The sequence below is a fragment of the Octadecabacter arcticus 238 genome (assembly GCF_000155735.2).
Taxonomy (GTDB): Bacteria; Pseudomonadota; Alphaproteobacteria; order Rhodobacterales; family Rhodobacteraceae; genus Octadecabacter; species Octadecabacter arcticus.
Genome location: NC_020908.1, coordinates 4,425,005 through 4,442,480 on the forward strand (window position 1 = coordinate 4,425,005; position 17,476 = coordinate 4,442,480).

The following is a 17,476-nucleotide window of genomic DNA, read 5'->3' on the forward strand; positions in this document are numbered from 1 at the left end:
GTCCGGGCCATACTGACCGCTTCTGTGGGATACACCGTGCGCTTCGATTGAAGCAAATCAATTGCCCATAAAATAAGCCTAAAATGCAATACGTCCGCCTAATAGGGCGGGCGTATTGAACAAGGTTTTCTGCGGCTTTACGGACAATTAACCGTAAGTAGATTCTTTGCCAAAGTGTTTGGTCAGCATGTAATAGACAACTGCGCGGTACTTGCTGCGCTCGGATTTTCCGTAAGTCTCGATCACGGAATTGATCCCGTCCATCAATTGTGGACCATCCGCGAGGCCAAGTTTTTTCATCAGGAAGTTGTTTTTCACTGTCTCCAACTCGGACGCTTGCGAACCTGCAACAGTTGACGCATCGTCGTTGTAGATTGACGGGCCGCAACCAATTGTGACCTTTGTCAAAAGGTCCATGTCTGGCGTCATGCCGCACTTGTTCTTAAGGTCGTCTGCGTACTTTGCGATCAGATCATCACGCTTGCTCATGGTATTCTCCCACCTAGTAATCTGGCCGGTTACGTCGGCGCTTCGTAAATGCTAATGGCATAATTCATATGAGCAAAGGGAAAATCGAAACCTGTTTCCCTGCCAATCTAGTGGCATGTGTCCCAACCACGAGCCTGTAGATGAAAATGGTCATCTTGGAGGCTGTTGTAATCAGGCCCCAGCGTCGTGGCGAACCATATGCAAGCACTGTCCCGAACAGCCCGTAAAAATTAGCCTTCAGCGGTTACGTCGTCCCAGTCACTAATCAAGCGAATGCGCCGCCCGTCTGTTGCAACCAAGTTGAAATGTCCGCCTCTGTGCAAAGTAGAAATGTCACACTTGGTGGTGTGGTAGCATGGCTGGGCTGGGTGGAGACCTCACACATCGCAGCCCTGACCAGCCATGCGGTCGGGGTTATTCTGCAGCATGTTTTGACGCCGCTGCTGCCTTCTCCTTCGCACGTTTAGCTAGCTTTGAGTTCCAGCCATCATTGCGCTTTCCAGTGGGTTGATAGCGCGTTGTTTGCTTGCCGGCGCGGCGTTTTTTTGGAGCCGCTTTGTCCTGTTCGGCTTTGATATGCTCCAGGACCGCGCTGAGATGTTTGTTCTCGGTGATCGCCGCATGTGTCACGCGCTGATCCTTGTCGAAGACCGTGTAGGGGATTGAAACACCTTTCCAGCGGACCTCAAATCGCCCATCCGGGAAGGCAAACGTATCCACATATTTGCCCGGCAAATCGCGCGTCATCTCATTCTCGGCAAGAATGATGCGTTGGCGTTCATAGGAGAACGCAAGTTGAGCCCCGACGAGACGTTCGTCTTGGAGCGCGAACACATCTCGCAGTCGATCGGGTTCGATGTTCATGGGCCGATGCAAGTTGTCAGCGCGGCGCGGGACCTTTGCAAACTTGACGTTATAGCGGTCCGTAAAACTGGGCAGAAACACATTGGCGGCGTCCATATCCGAGATGCCTGCAAGCCTGAGCTCTTTGACCAAACGGTCCTGTAACGTGCGATTGGCGCGCTCGACGCGGCCCTTCGCCTGCGAGCTGTTTGCACAAAGAATCTCGACGTTTAGCGCGTTCAACGCCCGACCAAACTGCACCTCTCATCGTTTGCAAGCAAACGACTGTCGGTCAGTGGTCATTCCATGCCCGGATTTGGCGGATTGATTTGCCACACGAAACACCGTGTGCTTGTCAGAATAGAAAGCAACCGGCCGGCCATGTGCCGCAAGATACAAATCGAGCGCCTCAAAATAACTGAACGTGCTCTCAGACGTCACAAACCGCAGCTGCATCAACGTACTGGTCGCATCGTCCATTGCCCGGCAGGCGATTGCGCAGCAATCTGCCGAGAGGGGATGAACACGAGCAGGGTGCATCGCGGACCGCGACCCTCAAACCAATGGTGATCAGATCCATCGATCTGGATCAGTTCGCCGAAGCATTCCCGACGCAAACGAGGCTGATGGAACGTGCGGCGCTGTTTGCGGCTCAACCAGATCCCGGCGTCCTGCATCCACTTGCGCAACGTCTCACGCGAAACCTTCAAGCCATGATCCTCGGCCAGCTTCTCAGCTGCAAACGTGGGCCCAAAATCGATGTAGGTCTCGCGAACCAGTGTCACCGCAAACCCACGCACCGCTGGGTCGATCCGGTTGTTCGATCTTCGGCCGCGCGCTTTGTGGCGGATCGCAGCGGGACCATCGGTCTGGAAATCCCTCAGCAATCGATGCACTTGTCGTCGGCTCAGTCCCAACACGTTGGCCGCGGTCACAGCCGTCATCCGGCCTTGTGTCACTTGGCTCAATACTTCAATGCGGTTCAGCTCACGTTCGCTCATAATCACCAGTCCCACAGCCACACTCCAATCCTGCTTCAGACAGGGAAGTGTGCCATTTCTACTTTGCAGATGTGGGACATTCTAACTTTGCGCGTACAGCATATTATCGCATAATCTATCTTATGTTAAATATTCCCACTGAACTATTGTGCCGTCCAGTACGTCCTTGGAGCGCCTCTAGATTTGTAGAGGCTTTGCTTGGTAATTCAGGAACCAAGGAGAAACGGATATGAACAAGGCAAGTTTTTAGGACTCCAGGTGATGATCGTCATGGCTACAAAGTTGGGTACAGTTGGGGCTTGGCTATGTGTACGTTTTGGCTGCTGCTACTGCTTCTGTCTGTTTTGAATATTCCACAGGAAGCGGAATATCGGGGCATTTAAGTGAAGTGTCTGTGGACGCGTCTATTATTGCGATGATCTCCCGGACAATTGCCCGTTCTTCCTCGGCATGAACCATCATGTCCCCGGCGGAATCGAATAGTGTTTCCCGATTCAGGCCAATCAAGTTCAGCCTACGGTTGGACAGGCGGTCGAATGCGCCCACAATAGCGGCGAGGTCGTTGCCGAAGCGCCAGTCGGCATAGGCCGTTCGCAGAGCGCCCAACCCGCGGCCTTGGTTTGCGGAAACGTCGTTAGGCACCGAAGCAGGATTAGTTCTGAAAAGTTTCTTGAACATAGGAAAGTCCTCCTGTGATGGTTGGTCTGGGTCAGATAGCCAGCACGATGATTAATTCTTCAAGCTGTAGGATCGCGCGTTTCATGGCAAAACCCTGCAGAGCAAGATGATTGGCAAATATGGATCTGTCGGACTGGCCGTTCAGCACAACGGCAGGACGCAACTGCGATCCATCCTGGAGGCTTTTCAGGGCCTGCTACCAGATCGGCCCAAGGTTATTTTCCTGAATGACCTGGGAAAAGTCCTTATCAAATGACGCAAGAATGATGCCATAGGCATACATCAAGCCTTTGTTCCGATAAAATACATCGTCAGCGGTTTGGCTGAACATCAACCATCCGGTGGCTTGCGCCCGATCGATTTGCGATGTTTGTGATCCGAGATCGTCAGAAATACGCGCCAACGCTTGGGCCAGCGTATCGGTGCGTCGCTCAAACACCGCCTCACCGCGTCCAAGGCGGGCATTGTAGCTTTGAAGTGCGGCGAGCCCTTGGCGGTATTGACGTTCAGACGGAACGCCAGGAAGCAGAGAGGTTGATGGCTCCCAAATCCAAATATCAGGTGGGTACTGCAAGAAGCCCGAGGCGCGCTCGAGGTCTGGATCGGCGCTGGACGAGCCGCTTCTGCGCCCGATCTGGTCCAACATCTCAAAACTGAAGCGGCCTACAGCACTAACGACACCAATCTGAAAATTTGGCATATTGTCAAGAATTCCAGACGGCGCGAACCACTGATCATTGGGGGTCCAGCCGTGTTGGTTCAGTTCGCGGTCTATCAAGGCGGCGGCGGTCGCAACTGCTGCACTGCCATTCTCCGGGACCAAGGTGGCCTGAAATTCAGGATCGGCATCAATATTATGGGTCATCGGACCGAGGACCCCATAATTGACTGCCACCCCAAGCAAAAGCGCCACAATGACAATTTTCACATGACGCCAATTAGAGCGCGGCCTGAACCGCAACCATGAACGACGCCCTGCAGTCTTGCCATCATCTGGAACAATCGTTGTATCCTCAGTTGTAGTCACTTCTGTTGCCTCCTTGCGTATCTAGAAACACAAACGCGCTGGTACCGGGTTTCATCCCTAGAAATCAGACAGGAAAGTCGGATGAAAAGTAAATTTCTACACAGGGATCAAAGTGACGACACCAGAGGTTTTTTGGCTCAACGAGGAAAGCCAATAGGCGCAAGCAAAGAATTTCAACGAAATATGGGTGACTTTATTGCAATCTTAAGAGGCTATTCTTTTGTTCTAAAAGAAAAACTGATGCCGCCGCAGATCTCGTACGGGAAACGCTTGTAAAGCCCACCACACCCGGATGAATGCCCATCATCACCGACTAGAACACCAAGCATCTTGGACAAGCTGTCCCACATTGGGGGCCGCTATGAATTTGACTGTCAGCCTGAGCTTCTGGCGCGCATGTGGTCCCTCGCGAACGCAGATGGGAAAATCAGGACACGCCGCATTGCGATACGATTGCGCCGCTTAAGCCGCGGTTTCAATCGGGCGGTTACAGATCGTCACTGCCTCGAGGTGCTGTGTTTTGTACGGTATAAATTTTCAGACAATTCCGGACGAAAAGTCAGTCATGACTTACAGTTTTCGGTGCGCTCGCGGGATGAAATTGCCACCCCACGCGTTATTTGAACATCAGCGGATAATTGTGTGACACGACGACAACTGTCGACAGGGCGAATGTCCACACCAGTCAGGCCGCACAAATTAGAGGAGAATACCCGTGCGCCAAGACACTAACTTCGAAATCGAAGCTCTGACAGACCACACTCGCCACCCTCGGAAAGAAACCCCGCAAGAGTCTGGGTTTACCCTTAGCCGTTACCGGGTCAGCAATTTTCGCTCAGTCTCTAACTCTGGATGGTTGTCTGTGGACAGTGTGACCGCCCTGATCGGGGTGAACGAATCCGGCAAGACCAATCTTATGTTGCCATTGTGGAAGCTAAATCCGGCCAGCGGTGGCGCAATTGAACCAACCTCGGACTATCCCAAGTCGCTGTTTGCCACGATCCGCAATGCGCCTGAAAAATTCCAGTTTATCACGGCCGATTTCGAGACTGGCAACGAAGCGGCGGCCTTGGCCGAACTGGCGGCCATTCCACTCGTCAAGGCCCAGAGAGTTAACGTCACGCGGTTTTATGATGGCAGCTATCGGGTTCAGTTTACCGATAATCAGAGGGATTCAGAAGGCTGCATCATGCGCGCGCTTGCTGCGTTGTGGACTGCGCAAGACGATCTTGCCGCCCATCCAAAGGAGGAGAGCGCCGCTGCTGTCGCCCGCGCAAAGCTCACTGAACTGCTGGGCAGTTTTGATGAGCAGCATGATGTCAGGAGCAACGATATATTGCTTTCGCGCAATGCGGTTGCGGCCCTGATTCCAGAGGAGCCGCCCGCGGTCAGCCCTGTCGTCACCATATTGCGCGGGTTGCACAAAGTTCTGGTTGAAGCCGTTGTAGAATTGTACACGCCCAACCCAGCTAGCCGTGACGATGTGCGCGCTGCCGTGATCGCGCGGCTACCGCGGTTCGTCTACTACTCGAACTACGGCAATCTCGACAGCGAAATCTACCTTCCTCATGTTGTCGAAAACATGAAGCGACCTGATCTCGGTGCCAAAGAAAGCGCCAAAGCCCGAACATTAGGGGTTCTGTTCGATTTCGTGGGTGTGCAAGCGCAGGAAATTCTGGAACTTGGTCGCGATTTCCGCGATCTGCGCGATGAGGCCGAGCCAAAGATGATCGAAGATCAGGGCCGTGCCGGGCTTATGCGCAGTCTTTGGTCGCGTGCGCGCGGGCACCAAGACATGCCCGACCCCGTTGTGTTGTCCCAGATTGCCGAGGCCAAACGCACCCGGTCGATCTTGTTGCAATCTGGAGGAGCCAAGGTCACCGCTCGGTTTGCCGAATGGTGGAAACAGGGCGATTATCAGTTTCGATTTGAGGCGGACGGCAGTCATTTCCGCATTTGGGTTGCCGACTCCCGCCGCCCGCAAGAAGTCGAACTTGAACACCGTTCAACTGGCCTGCAATGGTTCTTGAGCTTCTTCTTGGTTTTCCTGCATGAGGCGAAGGGTGAACATGACAACTGTGTGCTTTTGTTGGATGAGCCCGGCCATTCACTGCATCCGCTTGCCCAGCGTGACCTTTCAGCATTCTTCGAGGGCCTGTCCCAAAACAATCAAATTATCTATACGACCCATTCGCCATTTCTGGTGGATGCAGACAGGCTCGCGCGTGCACGCAAAGTTTTCATAGATCGTGACGGTTCGACCCGCGTGAGCGGTGATCTACTGGACACCGAAGGTAACGATACAAAAAAAGGTGCTGGCTTCGCCATACGTGCTGCGCTCAATCTGGCAGTTGCCGAGGCAAGTCTGGGCGGCGCAAAGCCTGTGCTGGTACAGGGCCGGGTCGAACAGATCTACCTTTCCGTGATTCGCACTTTGTGCATCGCATCGGGCCAGTTCCAACCGCGGCGCGACATTATTTTTGCCCCGGCGTGCGATGCTCAGGTCTTGAAAATGATGTCGAGACTTCTCAGCGATGCCGATGCCTGCCCTCCCCGGCTGTTGATCGACGACGCCTTCCCAAACAAAACCCTGGTAGAGATAGGCGAAGCCGGACAGACTGCAATCCGTATCTCTGACTTCGGCGGTCTTACTGGATCGGCGATCGAAGATTTGATGCCGTTTGAAGACATTGCCGCGATGATGGACCGGGTGGAACGCCGTCCCGAAAGGTTGTTTGTCGACACGGTTGTTGCCGGGCTGCCGTTTCAAGGGCAGGTGTTAAGCTGGGCAAAGTCGCAGGATATCGTTCTGATTTCCGACTGGCGTGTCCGATTGGCTGAGCGGATGCGTAAGTGGCTGCTTGAGCGAGATGACCCCCGGGTTTCCGAAGAAATTCTGGCGCGGTGGCTAAAGCTTATGCACGCTGTGGACACCGTATAAGTGGGCGGGGCTGCCGACTATATCTATTCATAAATAACGGAAAACGACAAATAGCGCACGTCTGGTCATGCATGATCTCGACTTGGAGGGCCGTATCTAAAAGTTGGATACGGCCGCAGATTCTCGATGGATCAAGACTGAACGACTACCGGCTGACGCCGGTAGGTTCCCTTTTTGAATGTAATTCAAGATACTGAAGTATGACAGCGTCAGTGACATTGCCGCTGGTTGTTGAGAAAAATCCGCGAGCCCAAAACCGCTGGCCCCAGTACCGTTTGCGCAGTTCGGGAAACTCGCGCTGTATCTTATAAGACGAGCGTCCCTTGATCCGCATCATCACCTTTGACAATGCTATCTGAGGCGGGACCGATATGAACATGTGGACGTGATCGGTCGACAATACGCCCGTCTCAATATGCACGCCAAGTTCTTGGCATGTTTGGATAATGATTTCACGGATACGCTCACGCACTTCACCGCGCATAACTTTGTATCGGTATTTTGTTGTCCAGACGACGTGAAATCGGTGTTAAAATTTGGTATGGCTTCCTGTGGAATAGATCATAATCTTCCCTCTCATTTTTAAGACCCCGCGAAGCAGTAAGGGTCTTAAAAATGAGAGGGAAGATTATAGTACATTACGCTAAAGCGGACCGGCTGGAAGCCGGTGGCTTTAATCCCGTTTGTGGAAAGTAAGTCTTCGCTAATTCAAACGGTCAGATCGCCGCGCCGCCGCAGACTTTCATCGTACTCGGCGCAGTTGGTCACCCGACGCTTTTGCTTCGTGATCTTGGCGCGACGATCAGCGTTGAATTTGTGCGGCATTTACAGCATCCTCAAGGAGACAGACCACAGCCGAGTTCAGTGGGCTGGGGTCCATGCAACAACGCCCAAATGTTGTAAATTCCGCACGATCAATGATTGCGGCTGAAAACAAAGTGAAAACTGGCGGCAAAAATCATATGCGAAATGTAGCTTTTTTTGCACCGCCGATACTTGTCCGGTGAACACAGCATCAATGATCGCTTTTTTGCCACTATCGTTCGTGCCGATCAGCGCTGTCACCCCCGGTTGAAAGGTCAATTCAGCAGCTGCGTCGCCTTGTCCAAATTGTCGGAATCCGCTGATGGTTAGTTTTGACAAATACATAAGTAACCTCAGGAAGCATTGAAATTGCTATAAATGTTCTCGACCCGTTCGACTTCGTGATCAGTAAGGGCTGCAAATTCCTTGCCACGTGCTCTGGCAGAGAGCTGGCCGTTATTCTGTTGCAAGAAACGGAACAAAAGATCGACGGTGCGCGTGGGCATGTCGAACCTGTCGTCTATGGCTGCGCGGAACTGGTCGTGGCGACGGAGGAATTCTGTTTCATAGGGGAGGTCAACTTCGATCGTTTTTTGGACGCAGCTGTAGAGAAACGCAGCATGTGGCGTTGCATCAAAGAAGCGGTAAAAATCGCCCGTCTCATTTGCGACTTCGACATTGAATTTGTCAGTTGGCGTCCATTCGATGAACGGCAGAAGCCGTGCTGAATAGCTTTCGAGGACAGCACGATAGTCATCTATCCGTTCAAGGATTGCTGACGAGATCGGGAATACGACACCTGGCGGATTGAATCCCCGCTCGGCCAAAACATGGTGGAAGATGTATCGGTGCAGACGCCCGTTCCCGTCCTCAAACGGATGAATGTAGACAAAGCCAAACGCGAGCACAGCAGAGGCAATCACTGGATCTAGAGTTTGTCCACTCGTGCGATCAAACGCGACCATGCCGGCAATCAAGTTGTCCAGATCTTCATGCTTGGCGCTTATGTGGTCCGGAAGAGGCATCTGGCTTTCGCGATCATGCGATCCGACAAAGCCGCCTTCCTGTCGGAAGCCCAATTTTATGAAACGGTCATCCCCAATGACAATCTGTTGGAGACGGAGCAGTTCGTTTTGATCAAGGGCCTGTCGGCCTGCCTCGCCAATGGCGCGGCCCCAACGTTGAATACGATCTTGGGGGGGGCGTTCGCCTTCAATGGCGTAACTGGATCGAGAGTCCTTCAGTAGCAAAAATGCGGCTGTACGCGCCAAAAGATCGCGGGGCACTTCGTCGACGATCTGTTGGGCTCTACGCGCAAGGTCCATCGCGCAGAAAGCTTCAAGCTCCGGCGTGCGAAACACCAGAGGACAGAAGTCTGGCGTCCCGGGCAGATTGTTCTTTATCCGATGCCGTGACGAGTTTGAATCGGTCGAACCATATTGAAGTCGGTCGTCCAGCACTTGCGCGTAGCGTCCGCCTGCTGCGTCCTCCAGACCGATCTGCGTTTGGATGAGCCATTCATAGAGAAACCAAACCCTCCTCGCATAACTACCATTGGGTTCATCACTGACCCATGCGATGATCGGCTCATCGCCAACAGCTTCAAACAAACGTTTGAGGATAGCGAGATCGAGCCCTTCATATTTTAGAGCGAATGTCAGATGACCACGTAGTGAAGCTTGGGGTTCATGGCGCGGTGTCATGATGCGCCATTCATCCGAAATCACAACGCGGTGCCGATCTCCGATCGCGGAGAGTTGGTGTGGGATAGGGACTATGAGGGAATAGGCGTCAATAAGCGCACCATAGCCTGCGGGAATAGCGTTCTCTGGTAACCTTCGTTGGTGAATTGTATTCACGGGCCCTGAAAATTGAATTTCTGCCGGTTGAGCGCTGATTTTCGTTTCTCCTGTGCGAATATCGTCACCAAAGGCAAGGTGTCCTGAAAAACGTTCCTAACACATGAAATGTGTTCCTAAAACAAAAAAATCGTGAAAAGGGTTACTCGAGAGGGACTGCCAATGACATCACTATACACCCGCATGCACACCCAGGGGCGGATAGTTTGTGGCGGTGAGGGCGGAAGATTGTTTGGACCTGATTGTCGCGCTCTTCTCATCTAAATTGTCGCGCTACACCTGATCATGTACACAAAGAAAGCGTTGCGCTTGGCGGGGTGATTTGAACCCGCGTTGCCCTATAATCAACACCTCACGCAGTCTACTCTTCAGAGCAGAACGCCCTTGCAGGCCATGAAAGACGGGCACAAACTTATACCAACGGCCCTGGCCTGTGGTATTATGCGGCTTGATATAGAAACCTAAGCATCGATGTCGCTCCAAAGAGCGCTCACCGGAAGAGCAAAATTTCTATCACCAAAGGTGAGTTTTTCCTGACCCAAATAAAATACGATCCCTGTACACGTCCTGCTGCGACCGGGTCCGTCTTTTGAGAACCATTTGAGATGTTTGAAGTCATCACCGCTGACCGATGCAGAAGCTTTGACCTCGACACAGACCAGATGGCTGCCTCCGTCGACCAGGATGTCAATCTCCCGCTGGTCTGCACTGCGCCAGTGATAGAGCCGGTAGTCAGCATCCTGCATTGGGACGGCACGCTGGATCTCGTTCAGAACAAAGCTCTCAAGCAGACCGCCGAGGGCTTGCGGATTATTGTCGATGGTGAAGGTATCTTCAGTGAAACCACGCAAGGCACAGGCTATGCCTGAATCTGCGAAGTGATATTTTGGGTTCTTGATTTTCCGCTTGCCCTCACCCGAGGTCCAAGCGCCCAGCTTAGTGAGCATCGATAACCGTATCAAGATGTCCAGATATTGTTCAACCGTAACGCGTTGCAGCTTGGTCAGCTTGGTCAGCTTGGCAAGTTCGGACGCATTGATCTCTTGAGCCGACCGCACCGCCATCTGGTCTATCAGGATGCGCAAGGCATCTGGCTTTCGAACCGGCGTGATATCTGCCACATCACGCTCAACCACCGCATCGATATAGTCCCGATACTGCCGCTGACGGGATCTGAGCGGCAGCGTTCTGGTTTCCGGAAAACCACCCTCCAGAATGAGATCAATGTAGTCACTTCGACTGACTGGCTCTGGATCGGCCACTTGTCCTAGCCTCGGGTTTTTTTGCATCGCCCAATCCATTAGCCGGCTGACAGGTGCTCTTTTGACTTCGGCAGCTGTCAGGGGCCAGAGCTTAAGTGTGCGCATCCTGCCCGCAAGCGAGTCAGCGACGTCAGTGGTCGCAAATACATTGGAGGATCCGGTAAGTACAAATTGCCCCTTGCGCCGATCGGTATCGACTACCCTCTTAATTGCCAGAGCCAGCTTTTTAGACCGCTGAGCCTCATCGATGATAAGCGGTGCGTGGTGCAGGTTTTCCATCAGACTGGTGAGCTGCCCTTCTGGGTCCGCTTCAATGGCGGCCAAGACCGCAGCGTCATCCAAAGTGATAAAACGGCCATTGCCAAACAAGTCTCTGACAAGTGTCGTCTTGCCAACCTGCCTCGGGCCGATGAGGTTAACCACACGCGCTGATGCGATCGCGTCTTCCAGCTCTGGAATGAGATGTCTTGGCAGATAGTCTTCTGTATCACTCATGGGCCAATATTTCCCTTTCGAGCTTTGCGGAAGGTGCGGTTACCGCGCTCGACACCACCGTTGTATTTTGGCCTTGCTGGCGGCAGCACAATGAGCGGGATCTCCATCTGTTCGCACGCTGTCTCAAAATCGGCCATAAACTCAGACCCGCCATCGACTTGAATTGAGATGATCTTATAGGGAGCTATTTCCACGAGTTCTTGCAAAAACCGTTTGGCAGAGCGTGCAGTGGCATTCGAATAAACTTGCGCGTGGATATGCTTGCTACACCTCTCCCAGGCTTGAAAGTGTTTGCACGTGACGCCGTTCTTCGTGGCAGTCATATGATCGATCTGCACACGCTCGCCAACCACAATATCTTTGTAATCCCTATATTTCCATCCCTTGGCATGCCCCTTGGAAAAATTACGCTTGCGCTTTTGGGGCGCAGATCTTGATCGTGTGATCAGGCCTTTTTTCCTTAGAAAGCTCAAAATGCGCCCCACGGTGCTATCGCTCATGGTTTGCTTTTTGTCGCGACGCAAGATGGCCCCTATTTTCTCCTTACCGTAGGTTTCATTGTCGCGGCGGGCCTCAAGCACCAATTGCTTTTCTGCCTCGCCCCACTGTGACTTGTTGCAGCGTTTGGGAGCCTTTGAAGGCGGTATGATTGCCTGCGCCAAATCCTTCAAAATACGCTTGTGACGGTAATATGTCGCGCGCGAGATGCCGACGAATTCAGCGCACTTTGATAGAGAAACGCCCTCTGTACGTAAGTCGTCCCATTGCCGAACCTGACATTCGTATTTGATACGGTACACGTCCAAACATTCTTGTGTCCGCGCCCAAGCATAAAGTTTATAAACGTTCTTGTGCAGTCCGATGATTTGCATATTGGCCTCGTGAGCTGGTTTCTTTCAATTCTCAGTCTCCGAGGTCGCCTAAATCTTGGCAACAAAATTTTGTCTCACATCTATCTGAACTTATTCAACCATTTGATCATTAGAAACCTCACCAATTGCACACTACAGGGACTTTCGTGTGCCAACTCGCCAAACCAGCATCCTCAAGTTCTTCGCGATCGGGCAAATCACGCAGGCTGCCCATCCCAAACACCACAAGGAAATGTGTCGTCGTCACATAAGTATACGGCGCTCCTGCCCTCGGACTACGCGGACCCGTGGTGATCAACTCTTGCGCCCGCAATCGTCCAATCAGATCGCGGCTGATGTCTTTGCCGAAAATATCCTTCAGCCCGTCACGGGTCAGCGGTTGATGATAGGCAATCGAAGCGAGCACAGCGACTTCGAATTCATTCAAATCCGTCAGTTGGTCACCCACATCCGCCGCCGCCCTGACGGCATCGGCAAATTGCACCCGCGTCCGCATCAACCAAGCGTCAGCGACACAGGCAATTTCAAAGGAGCGGTTCGCCAACTCCGCCTGGATATCCTCGATCAACAAATCGACCGACACCCCCTGTCCCACAACCCTCGCCAGATCCGCCCGCGGCACCGGGGTTGCGCTTGCGAAAATCACCGCCTCAATGCGTCCCATCCATTCCCGCCAGCGCAATTCTGGCGGCAAATCTTCCAAATCAGTGTCGAGCGGGGGCGTTTCCTTTGCCATGCTCACACCCCGTACAACCGGAACGTGGCGCGCCCGGTGAGCTCACGCACAACGCCCAGTTCCACCAGCCGATCACACAACCGCCGCGCCGCGCGGTCGGTCATCGTAACCGACGTGCCTTTGATTGTCGGGCTTAACATCCCCGACGACGACACCGCATCATGGCTCAGAAACAAGGCTAGCGCTTCGTCCGACCCTTTGGCCCGCAGTTTTGGCGCAATCATCTGCACCTTGGCGGCGCGTCGATCCAAATCCGCCGCTTTGCGGATCACTCCATCGCAGGCCGCAAGAATGGCGAGATGAACACGAGGCAACACATCGTCCTCCCCGTCCGCGATCACAAGGATATCCCTACGGGCCAAATGGGTCGCCAATAACGGCACGGGCCGGCCCCACCCAACCGCGCGGGCCAGCGTAAGATCCGCAAACATCAATGCCGCCGAATAATCCAGCCGCTACGTGGTGCAGTATTCCACTGGCGTTCTCAGAGGGCGCTCTGTGTTGTAGAAGCCGATCCAGCCGTCAATGATCCGTTTCGCTTGGAAGCCGTTTGTGATCTCGTGCAAATAGACTGCCTCCTGCTTCAGGGACCGCCAGAGCCGTTCGATGAAGATGTTGTCCAGGTATCGGCCTCGGCCATCCATCGAGATTTTGATCTCGGCCTTGGTCAGCGTCGTGATCCAACCTGTGCCCGTATATTGGCTGCCCTGATCCGTATTCATTATTTCCGGCTTCCCATATCTGGCGATGGCCTCCTCCAGCGCCTCAACGCAGAAGCTGGCATCCAACGTATTTGAGAACCGCCACGTCAGAACCTTACGGGTTGCCCAATCCATGATTGCGACCAGATATAGAAAGCCGTTCTTGACGGGGATGTAAGTAATGTCGCTGCACCAAACTTGATTGGGGCGTGTGATTGCCAACTTCCTCAGCAAGTATGGCTAGACCTTGTGCTGGGGGTGCTTCTTGCTGGTGTTCGGCCCCTTGTAGATGGCCTGCAACCCCATGATGGCCATCAAACGACGTATGCGGTGCCGTCCCGCCGAGGGCCCTGATTGGGGGAGATACGCCGCGATCTGGCGGCTGCCAAAGAACGGATACTTCGTAAATATCCGATCAATCTCATGCATCAGCTCAATCGTCGCCTGATCAAAGCCAATAGGCGTGTAATAGATCGAGGAACGGCTGATCTTGAGCAGCTTACACTGGCGCGTCAGGCTCAAGTCTGGGTTCTCTTTACGGATCAACTCACGGCGTTCACACGGGCTCATCCCTTAAGCCCTTGTGACAAAAAATTATTCTCCACCGCAAGCTGGCCGATCTTGGCGTGAAGTTCTTTGATCTCGCCGTCTTTATTCTCAGCCTTCTTGATCTTGTCCGAAAACACCCCGGCCATGCCTTCAATCGCCTGCCGTTTCCACGTACTCACCTGCGTCGGGTGAAGCTGGCGCTTGGCTGCAATCTCCTGAACTGTCTTGTCGCCACGCAGCGCCTCAAGCGCCACAGCAGCTTTAAACTTGTCTGAAAAGTTCCCTCGCTTCGTCATTCTCGTATCCATTCAATCATGTTGGATACACCTCAGCACGCTGTCCAATTTTACCAGACCAATTCCATATGCGGCGAATGGTAGGTGAGAGCCAACTTCGCCGATGTTCTGTGCCGCAACAGGTCGTGTTTCAAGGTCTGGAATTACCGGTGCAGGCTATCACAACAACCCATCAGGCATCTTCTGTTCCGCCGCCGTATTCGCACGCCTGAAGTAGAGCGTGACCAATGTTGATACAATCACGATGAACAATGACTGAACGACTACCGGCTGACGCCGGTAGGTTCCCTTTTTGAATGTAATTCAAGATACTGAAGTATGACAGCGTCAGTGACATTGCCGCTGGTTGTTGAGAAAAATCCGCGAGCCCAAAACCGCTGGCCCCAGTACCGTTTGCGCAGTTCGGGAAACTCGCGCTGTATCTTATAAGACGAGCGTCCCTTGATCCGCATCATCACCTTTGACAATGCTATCTGAGGCGGGACCGATATGAACATGTGGACGTGATCGGTCGACAATACGCCCTTCTCAATATGCACGCCAAGTTCTTGGCATGTTTGGATAATGATTTCACGGATACGCTCACGCATCTCACCGCGCATAACTTTGTATCGGTATTTTGTTGTCCAGACGACGTGAAACCGGTGATAAAATTTGGTATGGCTTCCTGTGGAATAGATCATAATCTTCCCTCTCATTTTTAAGACCCTTACCGCTTCGCGGGGTCTTAAAAATGAGAGGGAAGATTATAGTACATTACGCTAAAGCGGACCGGCTGGAAGCCGGTGGCTTTAATCCCGTTTGTGGAAAGTAAAGCACAGGGACCGCGTTGACCGACTGCTGTTCGACCCCTGAAAAAGTGAACGCGATGATTGCGATGGCCAGAGGCCCGTTCTGAATGCCTGTTTCAAGACCCACGGTGCGGGCGTTGCGCGGATGAAGTTTCAGGGCCTTGGCGAACAGATAACCGACGGTGATGCCAATTATCCCAAGCGCAATAGAGGCTGCATAAGTCGCCCAACCTGTTTCCATCAGGAAAGCAAAATTGCGCGGAATCCACGATACGATCAGAAACGCGATAAAGAAAATCGCAAGCATCGAACCCATGAATTCCGTCACCGCCCCCACATTGGCATTAAGCTTGCGCAGCACCATGCCGATGGCGACAGGCACCAACAGCAAAACGAGCGTCGCGATGATGTTTTCACGCGGGATATCCACGTCGAGCGCGCCAGCATAGATCACCAGCACGATAGGGATCAGCACCACGCCAAATATGGTCGAGGTCACGGTCATCAGCACCGACAGCGCGAGATTCCCCTTTGAAAAATATGTGAAAATGTTGGACGTCGTGCCGCCGGGCATACACGACATGATCAAAATGCCGATCTTGACCGGATCTGACACCGGTAGGGTGAGCGCCAGTAGAAACCCGATGAACGGCATGAACCCGTATTGCGACACAATCCCGATCATCAGCCCGTAAGGCCGCTTGAGCGCCAGTATGAAATCGCGTGGCGTGAGCGACGCGCCCATGCCCAGCATGATCACAAAGATCATCAGCGCGAGGATTGCCTGTTCCAGTGGTCCGACCATATTGCGTATCTACCTGTATTGAGTGACCTTAGGATGCGTCGCGCATCGCTGTGTCTTGGGCGCGTAAATCCTTGCGCAGGATTTTTCCAACGTTCGATTTCGGCAGATCATCGCGGAATTCTACCGATTTTGGGACTTTGTAACCGGTCAGATGCTCTCTGCAGTAGCTGCGGATCGCGGCCTCGGTCAGCGTCGCGTCACGCAGCACGACAAAGGCTTTGACCGCTTCGCCCGAAGCACCATCCGGCACCCCGATCACTGCCGTCTCCATGATGCCGGGATGACGGGCAAGGCAATCCTCGATCTCGTTGGGGTAGACGTTGAAGCCCGACACCAGCACCATGTCCTTCTTGCGGTCAACGATGGAAAAATAGCCGTCGCTGTCCATGACCCCGATGTCGCCCGTCAGCAGCCAATCGCCGCGCATGGTTTTGGCGGTCTCGTCGGGCTTGTTCCAATAGCCCTTCATGATCTGCGGACCGCGTGCGGCCAGTTCGCCGGCCTTGCCCTGCGCCACCTCGTTGCCGTCGTCATCCAGACACCGCAGTTGGGTTGAAGGCACGGGAATGCCGATTGAATTCGGGCGCGTTTTGCCAAGTGGGTTGAAAGTGATGACAGGCGAGGATTCCGTCAGCCCGTACCCTTCCAGCACAGGCTTGCCTGTCACGTCTTCCCAACGTTCCGCAACAGAGCTTTGCAGCGCCATACCGCCAGCAGATGCAAATTTCAGCGTTTTCGGTGGGGAATCCTGAAACCACACCTCATTGCTCAGCCCATTGAACAGCGTATTCACGCCGCTCATCCATGTGATCGGATAGTTTTCGAACGCACGTTTGAGGTTGGATAAGGGGCGCGGGTTGGGGATCAACACGTTGCGCGCACCAAGGTACTGAACGACTACCGGCTGGCGCCGGTAGGTTCCCTTTTTGAATGTAATTCAAGATACTGAAGTATGACAGCGTCAGTGACATTGCCGCTGGTTGTTGAGAAAAATCCGCGAGCCCAAAACCGCTGGCCCCAGTACCGTTTGCGCAGTTCGGGAAACTCGCGCTGTATCTTATAAGACAAGCGTCCCTTGATCCGCATCATCACCTTTGACAAAGCTATCTGAGGCGGGACCGATATGAACATGTGGACGTGATCGGTCGACAATACGCCCGTCTCAATATGCACGCCAAGTTCTTGGCATGTTTGGATAATGGTTTCACGGATACGCTCACGCATTTCACCGCGCATAACTTTGTATCGGTATTTTGTTGTCCAGACGACGTGAAATCGGTGATAAAATTTGGTATGGCTTCCTGTGGAATAGATCATAATCTTCCCT

General features: G+C 53.2%; 14 protein-coding genes and 6 pseudogenes. 2 read left to right on the forward strand and 18 right to left on the reverse strand.

What is annotated here, in order from left to right:
* Window positions 1-147: 147 nt before the first annotated feature.
* The 6 genes and pseudogenes from OA238_RS22965 to OA238_RS22980 form a co-directional block, all read right to left on the reverse strand.
* Window positions 148-489 carry a DUF2853 family protein gene (locus tag OA238_RS22965; RefSeq protein ID WP_015497057.1) on the reverse strand — a complete coding sequence of 114 codons (342 nt, stop codon included), beginning with the start codon at window positions 487-489 and terminating at the stop codon, window positions 148-150.
* A 107-nt stretch (window positions 490-596) separates the two neighbouring features.
* Window positions 597-707 (reverse strand): annotated as a pseudogene (locus OA238_RS35255) (extensin family protein); the annotation flags it as partial.
* 196 nt (window positions 708-903) lie between these two features.
* Window positions 904-2,348: pseudogene (locus tag OA238_RS22970) on the reverse strand (ISNCY family transposase).
* Window positions 2,349-2,636: 288 nt separating this feature from the next.
* Window positions 2,637-3,011 carry a hypothetical protein gene (locus tag OA238_RS22975; protein WP_015497058.1) on the reverse strand — a complete coding sequence of 125 codons (375 nt, stop codon included), beginning with the start codon at window positions 3,009-3,011 and terminating at the stop codon, window positions 2,637-2,639.
* Window positions 3,012-3,042: 31 nt separating this feature from the next.
* Window positions 3,043-3,174, reverse strand: coding sequence for a hypothetical protein (locus OA238_RS34610; protein ID WP_275450479.1), 132 nt, complete (start codon window positions 3,172-3,174; stop codon window positions 3,043-3,045).
* Between the two features lie 33 nt (window positions 3,175-3,207).
* On the reverse strand, window positions 3,208-4,038 hold the full coding sequence (locus tag OA238_RS22980; protein WP_015497059.1) for a DUF2333 family protein: 831 nt from the start codon (window positions 4,036-4,038) through the stop codon (window positions 3,208-3,210).
* An 81-nt stretch (window positions 4,039-4,119) separates the two neighbouring features.
* Between OA238_RS22980 and OA238_RS32090 the strand changes: the two genes are divergently transcribed.
* Window positions 4,120-4,314, forward strand: a complete 195-nt coding sequence (locus tag OA238_RS32090; protein WP_144055965.1) for a hypothetical protein — start codon at window positions 4,120-4,122, stop codon at window positions 4,312-4,314.
* A 793-nt stretch (window positions 4,315-5,107) separates the two neighbouring features.
* Window positions 5,108-6,979 (forward strand): ATP-dependent nuclease, encoded by a 1,872-nt coding sequence (locus OA238_RS22990; protein ID WP_245581376.1) that lies wholly within the window; start codon window positions 5,108-5,110, stop codon window positions 6,977-6,979.
* 145 nt (window positions 6,980-7,124) lie between these two features.
* Here OA238_RS22990 and tnpA (OA238_RS22995) read toward each other — a convergent pair.
* The 12 genes and pseudogenes from tnpA (OA238_RS22995) to tnpA (OA238_RS23060) form a co-directional block, all read right to left on the reverse strand.
* Window positions 7,125-7,544 (reverse strand): annotated as a pseudogene (tnpA, locus tag OA238_RS22995) (IS200/IS605 family transposase).
* Between the two features lie 296 nt (window positions 7,545-7,840).
* Window positions 7,841-8,128: an AAA family ATPase gene (locus tag OA238_RS35260; protein WP_044037453.1), complete on the reverse strand. Its 288-nt coding sequence runs from the start codon at window positions 8,126-8,128 to the stop codon at window positions 7,841-7,843.
* A gap of 8 nt (window positions 8,129-8,136) precedes the next feature.
* The gene (locus OA238_RS23010; RefSeq protein WP_015497062.1) at window positions 8,137-9,486 is read right to left on the reverse strand and encodes a Fic family protein; all 1,350 of its coding nucleotides are present in this window, start codon (window positions 9,484-9,486) and stop codon (window positions 8,137-8,139) included.
* A gap of 617 nt (window positions 9,487-10,103) precedes the next feature.
* Window positions 10,104-11,399, reverse strand: a complete 1,296-nt coding sequence (locus OA238_RS23015) for an ATP-binding protein (RefSeq protein ID WP_015497063.1) — start codon at window positions 11,397-11,399, stop codon at window positions 10,104-10,106.
* A gap of 23 nt (window positions 11,400-11,422) precedes the next feature.
* Window positions 11,423-12,271: pseudogene (locus OA238_RS23020) on the reverse strand (transposase family protein); the annotation flags it as partial.
* A 118-nt stretch (window positions 12,272-12,389) separates the two neighbouring features.
* Window positions 12,390-13,007 carry an SMC-Scp complex subunit ScpB gene (gene scpB / locus OA238_RS23025; RefSeq protein ID WP_015497065.1) on the reverse strand — a complete coding sequence of 206 codons (618 nt, stop codon included), beginning with the start codon at window positions 13,005-13,007 and terminating at the stop codon, window positions 12,390-12,392.
* 2 nt (window positions 13,008-13,009) lie between these two features.
* A complete protein-coding gene (locus tag OA238_RS23030) occupies window positions 13,010-13,438 on the reverse strand; it encodes a DUF1403 family protein (RefSeq protein ID WP_051076561.1) in 429 nt (142 codons plus the stop codon).
* Between the two features lie 24 nt (window positions 13,439-13,462).
* Window positions 13,463-14,553 (reverse strand): annotated as a pseudogene (locus tag OA238_RS35265) (IS3 family transposase).
* A gap of 263 nt (window positions 14,554-14,816) precedes the next feature.
* Complete coding sequence (gene tnpA, locus OA238_RS23045; RefSeq protein WP_015494130.1) at window positions 14,817-15,236, reverse strand: IS200/IS605 family transposase; 420 nt, start codon at window positions 15,234-15,236, stop codon at window positions 14,817-14,819.
* Window positions 15,237-15,309: 73 nt separating this feature from the next.
* Window positions 15,310-16,149, reverse strand: coding sequence for a bile acid:sodium symporter family protein (locus OA238_RS23050; RefSeq protein ID WP_015497068.1), 840 nt, complete (start codon window positions 16,147-16,149; stop codon window positions 15,310-15,312).
* Between the two features lie 28 nt (window positions 16,150-16,177).
* Window positions 16,178-17,038, reverse strand: a pseudogene (locus OA238_RS23055) (AMP-binding protein); the annotation flags it as partial.
* Window positions 17,039-17,046: 8 nt separating this feature from the next.
* The gene (gene tnpA, locus OA238_RS23060; protein ID WP_015497069.1) at window positions 17,047-17,466 is read right to left on the reverse strand and encodes an IS200/IS605 family transposase; all 420 of its coding nucleotides are present in this window, start codon (window positions 17,464-17,466) and stop codon (window positions 17,047-17,049) included.
* Window positions 17,467-17,476 lie beyond the last annotated feature (10 nt).